General features: G+C 66.4%; 12 protein-coding genes. 2 read left to right on the forward strand and 10 right to left on the reverse strand.

Translation table 11 applies throughout. From position 1 onward, the window contains the following. Positions 1-33: 33 nt before the first annotated feature. Positions 34-1,503: a FadD3 family acyl-CoA ligase gene (locus QRN63_RS20685; protein WP_285032526.1), complete on the reverse strand. Its 1,470-nt coding sequence runs from the start codon at positions 1,501-1,503 to the stop codon at positions 34-36. Next, entirely contained in the window at positions 1,500-3,053 is a 1,554-nt protein-coding gene (locus QRN63_RS20690; RefSeq protein ID WP_285032527.1) for an AMP-binding protein, read from the reverse strand. The genes QRN63_RS20685 and QRN63_RS20690 overlap by 4 nt, the downstream gene beginning before the upstream one ends. Positions 3,054-3,212: 159 nt before the next feature. Between QRN63_RS20690 and QRN63_RS20695 the strand changes: the two genes are divergently transcribed. Beyond that, positions 3,213-4,610, forward strand: coding sequence for an HNH endonuclease signature motif containing protein (locus QRN63_RS20695; RefSeq protein WP_285032528.1), 1,398 nt, complete (start codon positions 3,213-3,215; stop codon positions 4,608-4,610). A gap of 147 nt (positions 4,611-4,757) precedes the next feature. Here QRN63_RS20695 and QRN63_RS20700 read toward each other — a convergent pair whose 3' ends face one another. The 8 genes from QRN63_RS20700 to QRN63_RS20735 all read right to left on the reverse strand — a co-directional run bounded on the left by QRN63_RS20700 (position 4,758) and on the right by QRN63_RS20735 (position 14,403). Next, positions 4,758-6,026: a cytochrome P450 gene (locus QRN63_RS20700; protein WP_285032529.1), complete on the reverse strand. Its 1,269-nt coding sequence runs from the start codon at positions 6,024-6,026 to the stop codon at positions 4,758-4,760. 16 nt (positions 6,027-6,042) lie between these two features. Further along, positions 6,043-7,251 (reverse strand): cytochrome P450, encoded by a 1,209-nt coding sequence (locus QRN63_RS20705; protein ID WP_285032693.1) that lies wholly within the window; start codon positions 7,249-7,251, stop codon positions 6,043-6,045. A gap of 5 nt (positions 7,252-7,256) precedes the next feature. Then, positions 7,257-8,720: an aldehyde dehydrogenase family protein gene (locus QRN63_RS20710; protein ID WP_285032530.1), complete on the reverse strand. Its 1,464-nt coding sequence runs from the start codon at positions 8,718-8,720 to the stop codon at positions 7,257-7,259. Then, positions 8,713-9,570, reverse strand: a complete 858-nt coding sequence (locus tag QRN63_RS20715; protein WP_285032531.1) for an SDR family oxidoreductase — start codon at positions 9,568-9,570, stop codon at positions 8,713-8,715. Before QRN63_RS20715 ends, QRN63_RS20710 begins: the two co-directional genes overlap by 8 nt. Further along, positions 9,563-10,678, reverse strand: a complete 1,116-nt coding sequence (locus tag QRN63_RS20720; RefSeq protein ID WP_285032532.1) for a spirocyclase AveC family protein — start codon at positions 10,676-10,678, stop codon at positions 9,563-9,565. The genes QRN63_RS20715 and QRN63_RS20720 overlap by 8 nt, the downstream gene beginning before the upstream one ends. 3 nt (positions 10,679-10,681) lie before the next feature. Beyond that, on the reverse strand, positions 10,682-11,794 hold the full coding sequence (locus tag QRN63_RS20725) for an ABC transporter substrate-binding protein (protein ID WP_285032533.1): 1,113 nt from the start codon (positions 11,792-11,794) through the stop codon (positions 10,682-10,684). Between the two features lie 102 nt (positions 11,795-11,896). Continuing rightward, on the reverse strand, positions 11,897-12,685 hold the full coding sequence (locus QRN63_RS20730; protein ID WP_285032534.1) for a CbbQ/NirQ/NorQ/GpvN family protein: 789 nt from the start codon (positions 12,683-12,685) through the stop codon (positions 11,897-11,899). Beyond that, a complete protein-coding gene (locus QRN63_RS20735; protein ID WP_285032535.1) occupies positions 12,682-14,403 on the reverse strand; it encodes a nitric oxide reductase activation protein NorD in 1,722 nt (573 codons plus the stop codon). Before QRN63_RS20735 ends, QRN63_RS20730 begins: the two co-directional genes overlap by 4 nt. A gap of 153 nt (positions 14,404-14,556) precedes the next feature. Between QRN63_RS20735 and QRN63_RS20740 the strand changes: the two genes are divergently transcribed. After that, positions 14,557-15,816 (forward strand): TetR/AcrR family transcriptional regulator, encoded by a 1,260-nt coding sequence (locus QRN63_RS20740; RefSeq protein WP_285032536.1) that lies wholly within the window; start codon positions 14,557-14,559, stop codon positions 15,814-15,816. The last annotated feature ends 16 nt before the right edge of the window (positions 15,817-15,832 follow it).

The following is a 15,832-nucleotide window of genomic DNA, read 5'->3' on the forward strand; positions in this document are numbered from 1 at the left end:
TATCATTCTCGTGATCTGCCCATATGGAAGTGATCAGAATCCCGCGCGGCGCTCCAACATCGGACCGGCCAGCGCGAACAGAGCATCCTTGGTGACCTTGCCGGTGGCGTTCTGCGGCAGCCCTTCGACGAACTCGACGAACCGCGGCGCCTTGTACCCCGCCATGCGCTCCCGGCTCCAGGTGATGAGCTGTTGTTCGGTCACTGGACCGGCGGGGACGACGAACGCCATGCCCACCTGCCCGAGCCGGTCGTCGGGAACACCGATGACCGCGACCTGATCGACCGCCGGATGCTCGAGCAAATAGCCTTCGATCTCCGCCGGATACGCGTTGAAGCCGCCCACGATGAACATGTCCTTCTTCCGGCCGATGATGTGCAGCCGGCCGCCCTCGTCGAACGCTCCGAGGTCACCGGTGTGCAGCCAACCGTCCGGGTCGACGGCCTCCCGGGTGGCGATCGGGTCATCGAGATAGCCGGCCATCACGGTGTAGCCCCGGACCAGTACTTCCCCGTCATCGGCGATGCGAACCTCGATCCCGTCCGACGGCCGACCCACCGTGGTGGCGATGTCCTCGAAGGAGTCACCCGGCCGCGACATCGTGGCCGTGCCGCATTCGGTCAGCCCGTACCCGGTGGCGAGGGTCTGGAAGGGCAGCTCGTGCAGGACGCGACGCACCAACTCCACCGGGATGTCGGCGGCGCCGGTGACTCCGGCCCGCAGTGTGGCGAGCCTGGACTTGTCCGGCACGGCGAGCAACGAATGATACAGCGTCGGCGGTCCGGGCAGCATCGTGATGCGTTCCCGCTCAACGAGTTCCACGACCTTGTCAGCATCGAACACCGCCATCGGCAGCATCGTCGCGCCCCGGATCAGCGCCGCGATGATGCCTGCCTTGTAGCCGAAGGTGTGGAAGAACGGGTTGACGATCAGGTACCGGTCGTTTTCGCGAAGGTCCACCCGGTCGCACCATTCGGCGTACTGCCGCAGCGTCTGCCGGTGGTTCATCATCACGCCCTTCGGGCGGCCGGTGGTGCCCGACGTGTAGATGATGTCGGCGATGTCGTCGCCGTCGATGTCCGGACACTCGAAGGGTTCGGCGCTGTCGAGAAATCCCGATCTGAGGTCAATGGCCGGCACCCCGGCGGGAGCCCCGAAATCTTGACCCAGGAAACCTTTCTCGACCAGCACCGCCTTGGCACCGCTACGGATGATGATGTCGGCGGCCTCTTCGATCTTGAACCGGGTGTTGACCGGGACCACGACACCCCCAGAGGTGACCAGGCCCAACGCGGCGATCACCCAGTTCGCCGAATTGGGCGCCCAGATGGCAACCCGGTCACCTTTCGTGACGCCCAGGGCATGGAACGCTCCGGCGGCCCGCCGGATGCGTTCCGCCAGTTCGGTATACGACAAACGCAGCGGCCCATCGATGAGTGCCTCTGCACCGCCGAACCTGTCGGCGGTACTCAGCACCATCTCGGGGATCGTGCGCCAGGTCATGACCGAAGTCCTTGCCGCACCAGGAATTTCTGCACCTTGCCGCTCGCGGTCCGCGGATAGTCCGCGACTTCGTGCAGTTCCTCCGGCCACTTCTGGCGCGCCACACCGGTATTCGCAAAGTGCTCGCGCACCTGCTCCAGCGTGGGCAGGACGTGGCCGGGCCGGACGCGCACCACGGCGGCCACGCGTTCGCCGAGCCGGGCATCGGGAGTGGCCACCACCACAGCGTCGGCGACGCTCTTCATGCCGAGCAGCACCTCTTCGACCTCGACGGCACTGACGTTCTCGCCGCCGCGGATGATGACGTCAGACTTGCGGTCGGTGATGGTGAGATAGCCGTCGTCGTCGACGAATCCGATATCGCCGGTGCGGTACCATCCAGCGTCGTCGAACGCCTTCGCAGTCAGCGCGTCGTCCGTATAGCCGAGGCACAGGTCTGGGCCGCGGCTGAAGATTTCGCCGTCGTCGTTCAGCCGAATTTCCACGCCTGGACGCGGATCACCGTCCGTGAAAAGACGTTTCGCCTCAGGTGCTGTCGGATGGGTGCCCGTGATGGACGGATGTTCGGTACTGCCGTAGGCCCGGTAGACGAAGACACCGAGATCCGACAACCGGCGCGTCACCGCCGCCGGAACCGAAGATCCGCCCAGGCCAACGGTTTTCAGCAACGAGCGGTGCTCGTCGGTACAGTCGGGATGGTCGAGCAGGCTGGTCACGAAGTACGGCGGTCCGCCGCCGACCGCCAGGCCGTCGCGTTTCATCAATGCCAGCACCTCGCCGGCGTCCCAGCTGTCGCAGAGGTTGATGGGTCGGCCCTCCAGCACTGGGATCAGGAACGCCCCGACCATGCCGATGAAGTGACCGACCGGCGCGACAGTCAGTTCCTTGCCCCGTTCGGTGGGATATCCCGCGTTGAGTTGCCGCGTCTCGCAGACCAGTGTCTGGTGACTGTGCACGACACCCTTCGGATTGCTCGTCGTGCCGGAGGTGTAGGCGATCAGCGCCGGTCCGGACGGATCGACCCGCAGGGTCCCCGCCATCGGTTCGTCGGCGAGCAGGTCGTCGAAATCGCGCCCCACCACCCCGACGATCGGCACGTCGGCGCACAGATCGGCATGGTGGGTAGGGCGTCCGGCATTGTCGGCGGTGATGAAGACCCGCGGGGCGGCATCGCCGAGGATGTGCGCCAATTCCTTGCGGCCGTAGAAGTGCACGATCGGGACGACGACGGCACCCAGGAACGCCGACGCCCAGAACACCGCGGCGGCTTCCATCCAATTCGGCAACTGGAAAGCCACCACATCGCCGGGTCCGACACCGCGCGCCCGCAAGCCCGCCGCGAGCCGACGAGCCACGCGCTCGGCCTCGGAATAGGTACCCGACCACGGCCGGACCGCCGAGTGGATCCGGAAGTCGGCGTCGGGAGCATCCCTCAGGCCGGCGGCCAGCAGGTCGCCGACAGTCTCGGTGGTCCACCAGCCGTTGTCTCGGTACCGGGCGGCGAGATCCGCGGGGACGGTGCGGTTTACGGGGCTGCGGAGACCAGTCATGACACTGGGGATCGTATTCTCCAAAATAGAGAATGCCAATATCGCGTGTTGGCCGTGCCTCGAAAAAACTTTGGTCACTTTGTTTGCCCTGGTCACGGTAGGTGACTGGGGCCACATTCGTCACAGCGACATGTCGGTGGTTCGAACTAGTGTTCGAGTATGGGATTCACTGATCCGGCTGTCATCGAGGAGGCGTACGCCGACCTCGACGCTGATGCCGCCCGGATCGCGTCGCTGGACTACAGCGGGTTGAGCGTGCCGGAGTTGCTGGCGTTGCAGTCTCGGCGCGAACGAGTGAAGTGCGCCGCCGAGGCGGTGGATCACCGCATCCTGGCTGCCCTGGTCGCCCAGACCGGCCCGAAAGAGATCGGCGGGAAAAACTGGGCCGATGTGCTGCGGATCCGGCTGCACATCGGCGCGAAGGAAGCGCGGCGCCGGGTTCGGGATATGGAGCATCTGGGCCCCCGCACTGGACTGACCGGTGAGGTGTTGCCACCCTTGTGGGAAGAAGCCGCCCGGGCCCAAGCTGATGGGGCGATCAACACCGAGCACGTCGAAGTCATCAGCCATTTCATGGCGAACCTGCCGAACTGGGTCGACCCCGCCACAACGGTGCAGTGCGAGCAGACCCTGGCCGCCGGAGCCCGGCACCAAACCCCCGAGGAATTGCGGGCCGCGGCGAACAAACTGCTCTACGAACTCGACCAGGACGGCCCCGAACCCGACGACACCGAACGCGACCGCACACGCGGCATCAGCCACGGTAAGCAACGCCGGGATGGGACCAGTGAGGTGTCCGGCACGCTCACCCCCGAATCGCGGGCGTATTGGGATGCGATCTACGACAAGTACGCCGCGCCGGGCATGTGCAATCCGGCTGATGAGACGCCCTGCTATTCGGGGACACCGACAGCCGAGCAGATCGCGAATGACACCAGGACGCTGGCGCAGCGTCAGCATGACGCGCAGATGTGGATCGCCCGCATGGCCCTGACCTCCGGCATGCTCGGCGAACACAACGGGCTCCCGGTCTCGGTGGTCGCCACCACCACGCTGCAGGAATTGCAGCGGGGTGCCGGGGTCGCCGTCACCCACACCGGCACCACACTGCCCATTGCGGACTTGATTCGGATGGCGTCGCGCTCGTACTGCTACCTGGCGGTGTTCGACCACCACACCAACATCCCCCTCTACCTGGGCCGCACCCGCCGCACCGCCACCCCCGGACAGCGGATCATGCTGTTCGCCCGCGACCGCGGCTGCACCCGACCCGGCTGCACCGCCCCCGCCTCGCGCTGCCAGGCCCACCACGCGGTGTGCAACTGGCGCGACGACGGGCAGACCGACATCACCGACCTGACCCTGGCCTGCGGCTGCGACAACGTCCTGGCCGACACCGGCGGCTGGACCACCACCATGAAAAACGGCCGAGCCCACTGGACCCCACCACCCCTACTGGACGTCGGCCAACCACGAACCAACCACTACCACCACCCCACCCTCTACCCCACCGAGAGCGAGGACGCCGATGGTGAAAGCGACAGTCCGACAAGCTAGTTGGCGGACAGGTACGCCCGTCGATATCGACGCGCACAGCACCCGGCGCGGCGCTGAATGCCGCGCGCGGGCGGCAGAGAGCCAGCGCGACTGGCACCGTAGCCACCATCTCGGCCCCGTAGAAGCTTCCACATCGGGAGACACGCGCTAGCCGGCGGGACTGAACTCCAGATGCAACTCGGTGAGCCCCCGCATCTGCCAGGTCGGCTCGTAGGTGTAGCGGCGTGCGTCCTCCGGGCCGTGGTGCTCCTCGCTGATACGGATGTCGGTCATCCGGTCGAGGATGCGGTTGAGCGAGATGCGGCCCTCGGCCCGCGCCAGCGGTGCACCGGGGCAGGAATGGCTCCCCCGGCCGAAGGCGATGTGTTCGCGCACGTTGGGCCGGTCCAGACGAAACTCATGCGGCTGCTCGAACTTTCGCTCATCCCGGTTGCTCGCCCCAGGCAGGAGCATGACCATTGAACCGGCGGGCACCGGCACCTCACCGACGGTCGTCGACGTGCGGGCCATCCGGAAGTGGCACTTGACCGGGCTCTCCATGCGCAGCGCCTCCTCCACGAAAAGCGTTATCAGATCGCGGTTTTCGCGCAGCAGCTTCGCCATATCCGGGTTGTCGCCGAGGACCTGCATACCGAAGCTCAGCAGCTTCGTGGTGGTCTCCTGGCCCGCGGCGAACACGAACGTCGCCAGCCGCACGACGTCGATGATCTCCGGCGTCGATCCGTCGGGGTATTTGGCCTGCGCCATCTCGGTCAGTACGTCCGCGCGCGGCTCGCGGCGACGCTCGGTGATGTACCCGGTGAACTTCTCGTCCAGCCATTCCAAGGGATTGTGCGCGCGCGTGACGGTGTCATCCGTGATATCGCCGACCACCTGCGTCCCGTTGACCGCGCGAAACTCGTCGTGGTCCGAACGCGGGATGCCCAGCAGGTCGGCGATCACGAGTCCGGAGAACGGCCGCGCATAGTCGGCAAGGAACTCACACGACCCGCGGGAGACGAACCGGTCCAGCAGTTGGTCGGACAGCTCCCACATGAAGTCTTCGTTTTCCTTGAGCCGCTTGGGCGTCAGCAGCCGGCTCAAGAGTCCGCGCGTGCGCGCGTGCAGAGCACCGTCCTGCGTGACGATGTGCTCGCTCATCGGAATCCGGTCGCGGTACGCCTCGAGCAATTCGCTGATGTCGTCGCCCTCGGGCTGAAAAGGCAAGCCGGAGAACGGCCCTGCCACCGACACGCACGACGAGAAGGCGCCGTCCTTGTAGACGGCGAGCGCTTCCGAGTGGCCCGACACCGCCAGCACGCCATGATTCGGTTGGTCCAGAACCGGGCATTTCGCCCGCAGCTCGTCGAAGTACGGGTACGGATCGTCGATCAGCGACGGATCGGCGAAGAAGTTGGTCGGCTCGATGTCGGTCATGTGCAGCTCCTTGATGTCAGCCGAAAAGCACCGGCAAGGCAGTGGGCGAGCGGAAGACCTGCCCGCGGATGTGCGGGTCCTCGGCCGCCGGGTCCAGGCGGAGTCCCGGCAGGCGGTCGAACAGCAGGTTCAACGCCACGCGCATCTCCAGCCGGGCGAGATGCATGCCCAGGCACACGTGCGCGCCGTGCCCCCACGAGATGGGAGTGCGGGCCGCCCGATAGATGTCGAAGCGGTCGGGATCGGGGTAGCGGTCGTCCTGCCGGTTCGCGGCCCCGAGCATCGGCATCACCGACGAGCCTGCCGGAATGTCCACTCCCCCAAGCACAGTGTCGTGTGCGGCGACCCGGGTTATGGTCAGCAGCGGAGCCTCCCAGCGCACCGCTTCCTCGATGGCCTGCGGAATCAGCGACCGATCGGCGCGGACGGCGTCGAGCTGGTGCGGGTGGGTCAGCAACCCCAGCAGCAGATTGCCCAGCGAACGATAGGTGGTCTCGACCCCGGCCGGGAGCAGCAGCCGCAGGAACGAGAAGATTTCGTCGTCGTCGAGCCGTTCCCCGTCGATCTCGGCCACGGCAAGACTGCTGATCAGATCATCCTGCGGGTCGACGCGTCGGGCGGCGAGGATCGGCGCGAAGTACTCCTCCAGCGCCTTCGAGGCGGCCTTGCCGCGTTCTGGATTGACGGTGAATGACAACAGCGAGATCGACCACCGCTGAAACTGTGGATAGTCCTCCTCTGGCAGCCCCAGCAGGCCGGCGATGATGCGGGTCGGATAGGGAAAGGTGAAGTCATTGACCAGGTCGACCCGGCCGTTGCCGGCGAAACCGTCGATCAGTTCGTTGCCGACGCGGCCGACCAGATTCTCTTCCCACCGCGCAAGCGCCTTCTGCGAAAAGGCCTTTGACACCAGCGCCCGGTGCCGCCCGTGCTCGGGCTCATCCATGCCGAGCATCACCCGCTTGCCGAGCACCTCACCGAACGCCTGGATCACGATGGCCGACGAGAAGGTCTCGTTGTCACGCAGCATCGTCGCGATGTCCTCGTGGCGGTACACGATGAACAGCGGCTTGCCCTCTTCACCCGGCATCACCGACATGTCGATGCGCTGGATGCCCTCCTCGCGGCGCAGCCGGGCCATCTCCGTGTACGGGTCGCGGACATCGCCGGACACGACGTCGTCGAACGCGCCGAAATCCTCGAGGTCGTCGAACAGATCCATGATTCTCCTTATGAAGCCGGGTACGAGACGGACTTGATCTCGGTGTACTGGTCGAAGCCGGCCGCGCCGTTCTGCCGGCCGACGCCACTGGCCTTGTAGCCGCCGAACGGCGCTTCGGCGCCGTACGCCGAGGTTCCGTTGAGACCGACGAAACCGGCCCGCAGCCGGCGCGCGACGGCGACCGAATGCTCGACAGACCCCGACATCACGTTGCCGGCGAGGCCGTACACGCTGTCGTTGGCGATGCGGACCGCGTCGTCCTCGTCGTCGAACGGGATCACCGCGAGCACCGGCCCGAAGATCTCCTCCTGCGCGATGGTCATCGAGTTGTCCACATCGACGAAAAGCGTTGGCCGGACCCAGAATCCCCTGTCAAACCCGGCGGGCGGTGCGGTGCCGCCGACCAAGCAGGTGGCGCCCTCGTCGATGCCCTTCTGGATGTAGCCGAGCACCCGATCGCGCTGCTTGGCCGAGATCACCGGACCGCAGAGGGTGGCGGCATCCTGCGGATCACCGGGCGCGACGTTCTCGTAGATCGACTTGAGGATCGCCACACCCTCGTCGTAGCGACTGCGCGGCAGCAGCATTCGCGTCGGGTTGGCGCAGCCCTGCCCGGCGTGCATGCACGGTGCGATACCGATGGCACAGGCGAGCCCGAAGTCGGCGTCCTCCAGGACGATGGTGGCGGACTTCCCGCCGAGTTCGAGGAACAGCCGCTTCATGGTGGCCGCGCCCTTCTCCATGATCCGCCTGCCGACCGGCGTCGAGCCGGTGAACGAGATCATGTCGACTTTCGGCGACAGCGTGAGTTCTTCACCGACGAGGTGATCGGAGGCCGTGACGACGTTGACGACACCGGGCGGGATGTCGGTCGACTCGCCGATCAGCCGACCCAGCCGGGTGGCGTGGAACGGGGTGTCGGGTGCGGGCTTGAGGACGACGGTGTTGCCGGTGGCGAGTGCCTGGGCCAACTTGTGGATGCTGACCTCGAACGGGAAGTTCCACGGGGTGATGGCGCCGACGACACCCACGGGTTCGCGCCACACCTTGCGGGTCGTCAGCTGTCCGGTGAGGGCGACGAACGCGTCACCCAGGTCGGTCTCCCAGGCGTACTCGTCCATCAGCTGAATCGGGTATTTCAGCGCGTCGGAGAGCGGGGCATCCAACTGCGGGCCGTAGGTGATGGCACGCGGGGCACCGGCCTCGAGGATGAGTTCCTCACGCAGCGCTTCTTTTTCGCTTTCCAGCGCGTCGTTGAGCTGCTGCAGGCAGCGCTTGCGCAACTCGAGGTTGGTTGACCAGTCGGTGTCGTCGAATGCCCGCCGGGCGGCGTCGATGGCCCGGAGCATGTCGGCCCTCGACCCGTCGGAGACCTCACCGATGATCTCCTCGGTGGCAGGGTTGATGTTGGCGAACGTGCCCGCTTCGCCGTCGACGAGCTTGCCGCCGATCAGCATGCGCGACTCAAACATGTTTCGGTATTCCCATCGCCACTCGGATGATTCGATGCATGACAAAGCCAGGCAGTATCTTGTTGGAGATCAGCAACATTCGTGCGTCGAGCCCCACGGGGTGTTTCGCGAAGGGCGCCGTTTCCCCCAGCGCCGCGGCGAGCCCGCGGGCGAACCGTTCGGGAGGCTGTGCCAGCCGCATCGCGGCCCGCCCGCGTTTGTCGATGTTGCGGTGATGCGGGGCATAGGGACCGTCGAAGTCGCGGTGATCGGTGGTCCCGGCGTCGGTGATGATATCGGTGTCGAATGTGCCGGTGACCAGGACGGTGACGCCCAGCCCGAACGGGGCCACCTCACCGGCCAGCGACTCCGCCCAGCGTTCGAGGGCTCCCTTCGCCGCGGAATACGCTGCGATGGCAGGCATTCCGCGGACCCCACCCTGGCTCGAGATCACCACGATGCGGCCATGGCCCACCGCCCGCATGGACGGCAACAGCGCCTTGGTGAGCAGCACCGGACCGGTCACATGGGTGGCCAGCATCTGGTCCCACAACTCGATGGGCGTCTCCTCGACCATGCCGGCCGCGGCGATTCCGGCATTGTGCACGACCGCATACGGGGCCCCGATCGCCTCCTCGATGAGTTTGGCCGCCGCGGCGATCGACGCCCGGTCCTGCAAATCGAGTGGCACGCCGATCAGACACGGGTCGTTGTCGCGGGCACCGACGGTCTCGCGGAGTCGTGGCATTCCGGTATCCGGGGTCCGCATCGCGGCGACCACCCGCCAGCCGTCCCGGTACAACCGCACTGCCGACGCGAAGCCCAGCCCCCGGGATGCGCCGGTGATGACGACGGTGCGGGGCTCAGCCATGATGTCCTTGCTCTGCGCACCGGTTGCTCGTGGACGCCAGCTCCACCGCGGGGCGGCCGTCCGGTTGTCCTGTCATCCAGGTCGACATGATGCCGACCGAATACGGTCCCTGCTGGCCGTTCTCTTCGTAATATCCTTGAGGGTCATAGACTTTGGCTTCCGGATATGGCCACGGGCACGCCACCGATGTCGCCAATCCGGACATACGGATGGCTGTGAATCCGGCGCCGTAGCAGAAGTAAGCGGCGTTCACGATGACGAACATGACCGTGAACATGCCGAGCACCGGCCGGCCGGCGAACAGCCGCACCCGTTGCGAAAGTTTCTCGGCCACCGTGCGGCCGGTGTCGTCGCGGTAGACCAGGATGCCCGCGGGGATCATGACGAAGGTGACCATCGTCGACTCCCACAGCAGCGGGAACTGGAACGTCGTGCCGGTGAAGATGGACCCGAACGGGATCACCTGCGAGTAGATGTACAGCCCGGTACGGACCAGGGTGAGTTCGAGCATCATGTCGAACAGGAAGCCGATGACGAAGATGAACCCGGCCAGCGTGACCAGTGGGTGGCGCCACACGAACGAGTCGACGGGCTTGCGGGCCTGAATCTTTCGCAGGATCCAGACTGCCGGAAAGTACGGCCCGAACTGGAACATGACGTAGCCGAGGACGATGAAGGGCTCGACCGTCGGCGACAGCGACACCCACGGCCAGTCCTCGGGCCAGTGCCACAGCGCCGGGTTGTAAACGGCGTACGGCGACCAGTTCATGTAGGGGTCCTGCCACACGATGGCGGTGGTGATGAAAGCCATCAGCACGATCGGACTGCCCGGATTGCGCCGCCATCCCCACACGCAGACGGCGACCAGGGCGGGCACCGAGAAGATGGTGAAGGCCTCCCACACCGTGATCCAGTGGTCGAACCCGAACAGGAAGTCGACGGGCCGCGGCGCTCCCTGCACGTCGGGGTTGGTGATCCGCGGTGACACCGCTCCGCGGCGCGCGTAGTGGGCGACGACGGCACTGAGCACGACGATGACGGCCGACCATACCCAGGGCCATGGTGAACGGCTCTGCCGCGGAGCGAGTTTGGTGTCCAGTGCGGTCATGCGTCACTCCTCGCCGAAACGGTCGACCAGGTGGGAATTGATGCCGTCGGCATCGAGTTGCCGCGCCACGAGATAGCCGGCGCCCATCCAGGCCCGACGGGTCCACTTGCCGAACGACACGCGGGTGCCCGGCGCGCCGGCAGCGGCCGGCATCATCTTCACGCGCTCCAGCGCCTCTTTGACGCCACGGGGGCTCAGCGGGTGCGCGTCGGTGAAGGCGCGAAGCAGGGCGCTCGCGACGTCGCGGTTGACGACGGGGACGCAGTACTCCGGCCTACGGCCGTAGGCCTTCTGGTAGTCGTCGAGGAAGCGCTGCCCGACGGGATTGGCCTCGTCGTACTGGTCGACGCCCGTCCATCCCATGAATGCCTGCCACATCACCGGGTTTATCCACGCATTCTGGAAAGCGGTGCTGGTGAACCGTGGCGGGTCCCAGTCCAGGGCCTGCAGTGCCGCGTTGAGGAACACGATGCCGAACCCGAAACCACAGTGCACCAATGCATCCGGCTTGGCGTCATGCATGGTCTTGACGACCTCGTGGACGTTCTGCGCCGTCTGGGCGATCTTCGCCTCGGCGATGATGCGAATACCTTTGCGCCGACAGGCATCCCGGAAGTGCTCGAGGTAGGTGTCCCCGACCAGCGAGTGCTCGATGAGCACACCCACTTCCCGGTATCCGGCCTTGGTCAGCTGGTCGGCCCAGAAGATCGGCTCGTCGGTCAGCGAGCCCTGGGGAAATGAGAACGTCCACTCACCCAGCCAGTCGTCGCTGCCGCTGACGCTTATCGCGGGAATCCGGAACCGCTCTTCGATGGCCTCGCGGGTGGGTACCGCGTTGTCACTGATGTGCGGTCCGAAGACCACGAGACACCCTTCGTCGACCAGTTCGCCGAAGGCGTCGATGACGGCCTTGACGGTCCCTTTCGGCAGACCTTCGACTTCCCTGTAGATGATCTGGACCGGGCGGTCGATGACACCTTCGGCCAGCGCCGTCTTGAACACCAGCTCGAAGGACTGTGACAGGTCGTCCTTCATCTCCTTCGGATACGCGTCCGGCAGCCGGAAATCCATCAGGTAACCCAGTTTGATGGGCTGCGCAGTGCTCTCGTAGGACATGCCACCTCCGTTGGAACCGGCCGGGGAGATATGAAACCTAATATTTGTTCTGAACGTAGCTGAGCACTCGCTCAGCGTCAATCACCAGATCCCGAAACCGGGTCAATCGCGCAGGTAAACGTCGCTCATCTCGTCGAGACCCCGGGCCACAACGGGGTCGTCGGTCAACGGGCCGGCGATCGCCGCACGCGCGGCCTCCTGCGCGGTCAATCCCTCTGCCATCAATCGTCCCGCGGCGATCAGCACCCGGGTTGAGGCGACCTCGCGCAGTCCTGCGGTCTCCAGCCGGCGGATCGCGTGCGCGAAGGCGACCAGACGGGCCGCGGCGTCACTGCCGACCGCGGCCTCATGGGCGACAATCTTCTCCTCGACTTCGGTTGCGGGAAAGGCGAATTCGATGGCAACCATGCGTTGCCGCGTCGAGTCCTTCAGGTCTTTCAGGACGCTCTGATAGCCCGGGTTGTACGACACCACCAGGCCGAAACCCGGTGCGGCATCGAGCGTGACACCGAGCCGTTCGAGGGGCAGCTGCCGACGGTGATCGGCCAGCGGATGCAGCACGACAGTGGTGTCCTGCCGCGCTTCGACCACCTCGTCGAGGTAGCAGATCGCCCCTTCACGCACGGCCCGCGTCAGTGGACCGTCGACCCATTCGGTCTCCCCGCCCCGAAGTAGGAATCGCCCGACCAGGTCGGCGGTGGTCAGGTCGTCGTGGCACGACACCGTGATGAGCGGGCGGCCCAGGTCGTAGGCCATCGCCTCGACGAATCGGGTCTTGCCGCAGCCGGTGGGTCCTTTCAGCACGATCGAAAGGCCCTGCCGGAAAGCCGCTTTGAACACGTTCTCCTCGTTGCCGACCGCGACGTAATAGGGCCGGGCTCCTGCCGTCATGCAGGCATTCCTTTCGGGTTGGGAACTTTCGGCATCCGTCGACGCACATCAGCGGATTGCAGTGCCGACCGGAACAGCGGGCCGATCGTGGCACTGAGCTGATCGAGCCGCGGCAGCGTCGCATGGGCGGCGCTGCCAAAAACCCTGCGTAGATCGTCGATGTCGGTGCCGGCACCGACGGTCAGGCACAGGCAGCCGATCCCCTGTCGCCGTGCTTCGGCAAGTGCGCGGCGGGCGTCGGCCGCGCCGTAGGCCCGCTCATAGCCGTGGTCGTAAGCCAGCCCGTCGGACAGCACGACCAGGAGTCGCCGTGCGGTGCCGCCGTCACGCTTGAGCACCGCGGTCCCGTGCCGGATGGCCGCGCCGAAGCGCGAGTAGGCGCCGGGGCGGAGGCCATGCAGGCGGCGCAGCACGGCCGCGTTCACGTCGTCGCCGAAACGCTTGACGGGCATCATCCGGACCGCCGAACGCCCTTGCGACTGAAAGGCATACAGGGCCACGCGGTCACCCAGGTCGTGCAACGCGACCATCAGCGCGGCGGCCGCCGCCCGTTGGTGGTCATGCACCGTCCGCCCCGCGGAGCTGGGTTGCCCGGCCGAGCCGGAGGTGTCGAGCAGCAGCAGTACCGACAGGTCTCGGCGGCGCCGGAGGCTGTCGATGTAGACCGCCTCGTCAGGAACCGAGCCGGCCCGGAACTCCGCCTGCGCCTCGACCGCCGCGTCGATGTCGATGTCGTCGCCCTGCGCCTGTCGGCGACAGCGATCGAGTCCGACGCCGAGCCGCGCCAACGGTCTGCGCAGGCCATGAGCGTCCGGTACCGGAGGCACCCCGGATCGGTCGGGCTCGGGCTCCACCTCCTGGACGGTGCACCAGCCTGTTCGGTAGCTGCGGCGATGGACGTCCCACTCCGGATATCTGAATCCGCCTGCTTCCCCGGCACTCCCCTCTTCTGGGGCAGTGGCCATCGACACCACGGCATGGCCGCCACCGACCGGCCCGGAACGGGACCGATGGGTCGGCGTATCGGCGCCGGGCGTGCCGCTGCCGGTGAGCTTGCGTGCCACCGACAGCATCTTGGCCAGCAACGTGCCCAGTCCGCCGCCACCGCCAACGGGGCTGGTGAAGATGTCTCCCGCATTCTCCGCGTCGTCGTCACCCTCGCTGTCGGCATCGCCGGGCAGTTCGACGAGTTCGGGTTGCCTCCCGGCCCGCGGGGCATGGTGGCCGTCTACAGCATTCTTGCTGGCCGCCAGAATATTTCGCGCCTTGATGGTGCCGAAGACCGCGGGCGGCTCGGCGATCGGTTCACGGCTCAGGGCCAGGGCCAGCGACGCCTCGGGCGATTCGCTGCGCGCGGCGACGGCGGTGTCGATGACTACGCGCACCGCGGGCGGCAGTAAAACGTCCATCTGCGCGAGCGCGCGGTGGCCCTCGATGGCCAGATACCGGGTGGCGACGGCACTGCGGCGACCGATGCGGCGCAGGAGGTCGGGTTCCAGGCTGCCGGCCGCCAACAGCGACGACTGCACCGCCAGGGCACACAGCTGATCGACCGTGGGCGCGGACGGATCGAGATACATCGTGTCGCCGTCGGTCCAGGTGGGCTGCCCCGGAACGGTCGCCACCACTTCCACGGGGCGGCCCGCCATCGCCGACGCCAAGAGGCCGAATCGCCGTACGCCGTCTTCCGTGGCGCCGCTGTCCACCGAATCTGTCATGCCTCGCCCATGCCTTGACCAAATATCTGTTCCACCATAGAGTCCGATTTTGACCGCAGTCAATGACGTCGTCGGGAGCACCCGCCCGAACTTCTGTTCCACGCTAGATTGTGTGGAGCGCGGCAGCTGATCGCGCAGGCACGGAGGGAGGACATGACTCACGCATACGACGACGGCACCCGTCGAACCGAAATCCTCCAGACCGCAGCGTCGCTCATCGCGTCGACCGGCCTACGTACCTCCCTGCAGGAAATCTCCACTGCCGCAGGCATTCTGCCAGGCAGCCTGTATCACCATTTCGAGTCCAAGGAGGCCATCCTCGTCGAGCTGATCCGGCGCTTCCACACCGATCTCGATCGCATCGGAACCACCGCGCAGGACCGCCTCGACGGACCCGACACCGCACCGTTTCCGGAGAAGATCGTCGCCCTCGGGTCCGCCATCGCCCGCTGCGCCGTCCAGCACGGCGCCGCGCTGCAGATGTCGTTCTACGAATCCCCCAGCGACAACCGCGAACTCGTCAAGCTGCTCAGCCAGCCGCACACCGCCGTCCGACAGGCCATGCTCAACACGCTGCGCGCCGGCAAGTGGGCCGGCTACCTGCGGCCCGAGACCTCCGACCTCCCTACGCTGGCCGACCGTATCTGCCAGTCGATGATGCACGTCGGCCTCGACGTGATCCGCAACAACGCGTCACCCGATCAGGTCGCGACCGTCATGTGCCGCATCATGCTCGGCGGTCTGGCCGGCCGGCTGCCCACCGACGCCGAACTCGACGACTCCCCCGCCCTCGCCGTCGCTGAGGCAGCCATCGAAACCTGGTCGGACGACGTGGTTTCCGAGGGCAGTGACCGGGCCGTCCATGTGCGCACCGTGGCCCGCGCCGAATTCGGCCGTCGCGGTTACGAAGTCACCACCATCCGGGACATCGCGGCGGCGGCCGGCATGGGGATCGGGACCGTGTACCGCCTCATCGGGTCCAAAGAAGAACTCCTGGCCTCCATCATGGCGTCCTTCGGGACGAAGGTCGGCGACGGGTTCGACCGTGTCCTGGGCACCGACGCGACGCCGGTGCAGAAGCTCGACGCGCTGAGTTGGGTCAACATCAACGCACTGGACCGGTTCCCGGACGAGTGGAAGATCCAGCTGGCCTGGATGCGGCAGTCACCACCCGATACCCCCGCCATCGGCCTGGCATTCACCGCCCGCATGCGGCAGTTGAAAGCCCTGGTGTCGGACGGGCTGCGGTCCGGCGACATTCGTATCGACAGCCCCAACCGTGAAATGCTGGCCCGCTGTGTCATGGATCTGCTGTGGGTGCCGCAGAACATCATCGCCACCGAGGGCAACCGTGCCGCACTGCTCACCGCGCGCGACACCATGCTCCGCGGCATCGCGGTCCGAGACGACTGAGAGCGCCATCACGCCG

The sequence above is a fragment of the Mycolicibacterium sp. lyk4-40-TYG-92 genome (assembly GCF_030209435.1).
In the GTDB taxonomy this organism is placed as follows: Bacteria; Actinomycetota; Actinomycetes; order Mycobacteriales; family Mycobacteriaceae; genus Mycobacterium.

Excerpts from the sequence above, each read along its gene's own strand:
- QRN63_RS20685 (WP_285032526.1), bottom strand. The coding sequence starts at position 1,503 with ATGACCTGGCGCACGATCCCCGAGATGGTGCTGAGTACCGCCGACAGG.
- QRN63_RS20690 (WP_285032527.1), bottom strand. The coding sequence starts at position 3,053 with ATGACTGGTCTCCGCAGCCCCGTAAACCGCACCGTCCCCGCGGATCTC.
- QRN63_RS20695 (WP_285032528.1), top strand. The coding sequence starts at position 3,213 with ATGGGATTCACTGATCCGGCTGTCATCGAGGAGGCGTACGCCGACCTC.
- QRN63_RS20700 (WP_285032529.1), bottom strand. The coding sequence starts at position 6,026 with ATGACCGACATCGAGCCGACCAACTTCTTCGCCGATCCGTCGCTGATC.
- QRN63_RS20710 (WP_285032530.1), bottom strand. The coding sequence starts at position 8,720 with ATGTTTGAGTCGCGCATGCTGATCGGCGGCAAGCTCGTCGACGGCGAA.
- QRN63_RS20715 (WP_285032531.1), bottom strand. The coding sequence starts at position 9,570 with ATGGCTGAGCCCCGCACCGTCGTCATCACCGGCGCATCCCGGGGGCTG.
- QRN63_RS20720 (WP_285032532.1), bottom strand. The coding sequence starts at position 10,678 with ATGACCGCACTGGACACCAAACTCGCTCCGCGGCAGAGCCGTTCACCA.
- QRN63_RS20725 (WP_285032533.1), bottom strand. The coding sequence starts at position 11,794 with ATGTCCTACGAGAGCACTGCGCAGCCCATCAAACTGGGTTACCTGATG.
- QRN63_RS20730 (WP_285032534.1), bottom strand. The coding sequence starts at position 12,685 with ATGACGGCAGGAGCCCGGCCCTATTACGTCGCGGTCGGCAACGAGGAG.
- QRN63_RS20735 (WP_285032535.1), bottom strand. The coding sequence starts at position 14,403 with ATGACAGATTCGGTGGACAGCGGCGCCACGGAAGACGGCGTACGGCGA.
- QRN63_RS20740 (WP_285032536.1), top strand. The coding sequence starts at position 14,557 with ATGACTCACGCATACGACGACGGCACCCGTCGAACCGAAATCCTCCAG.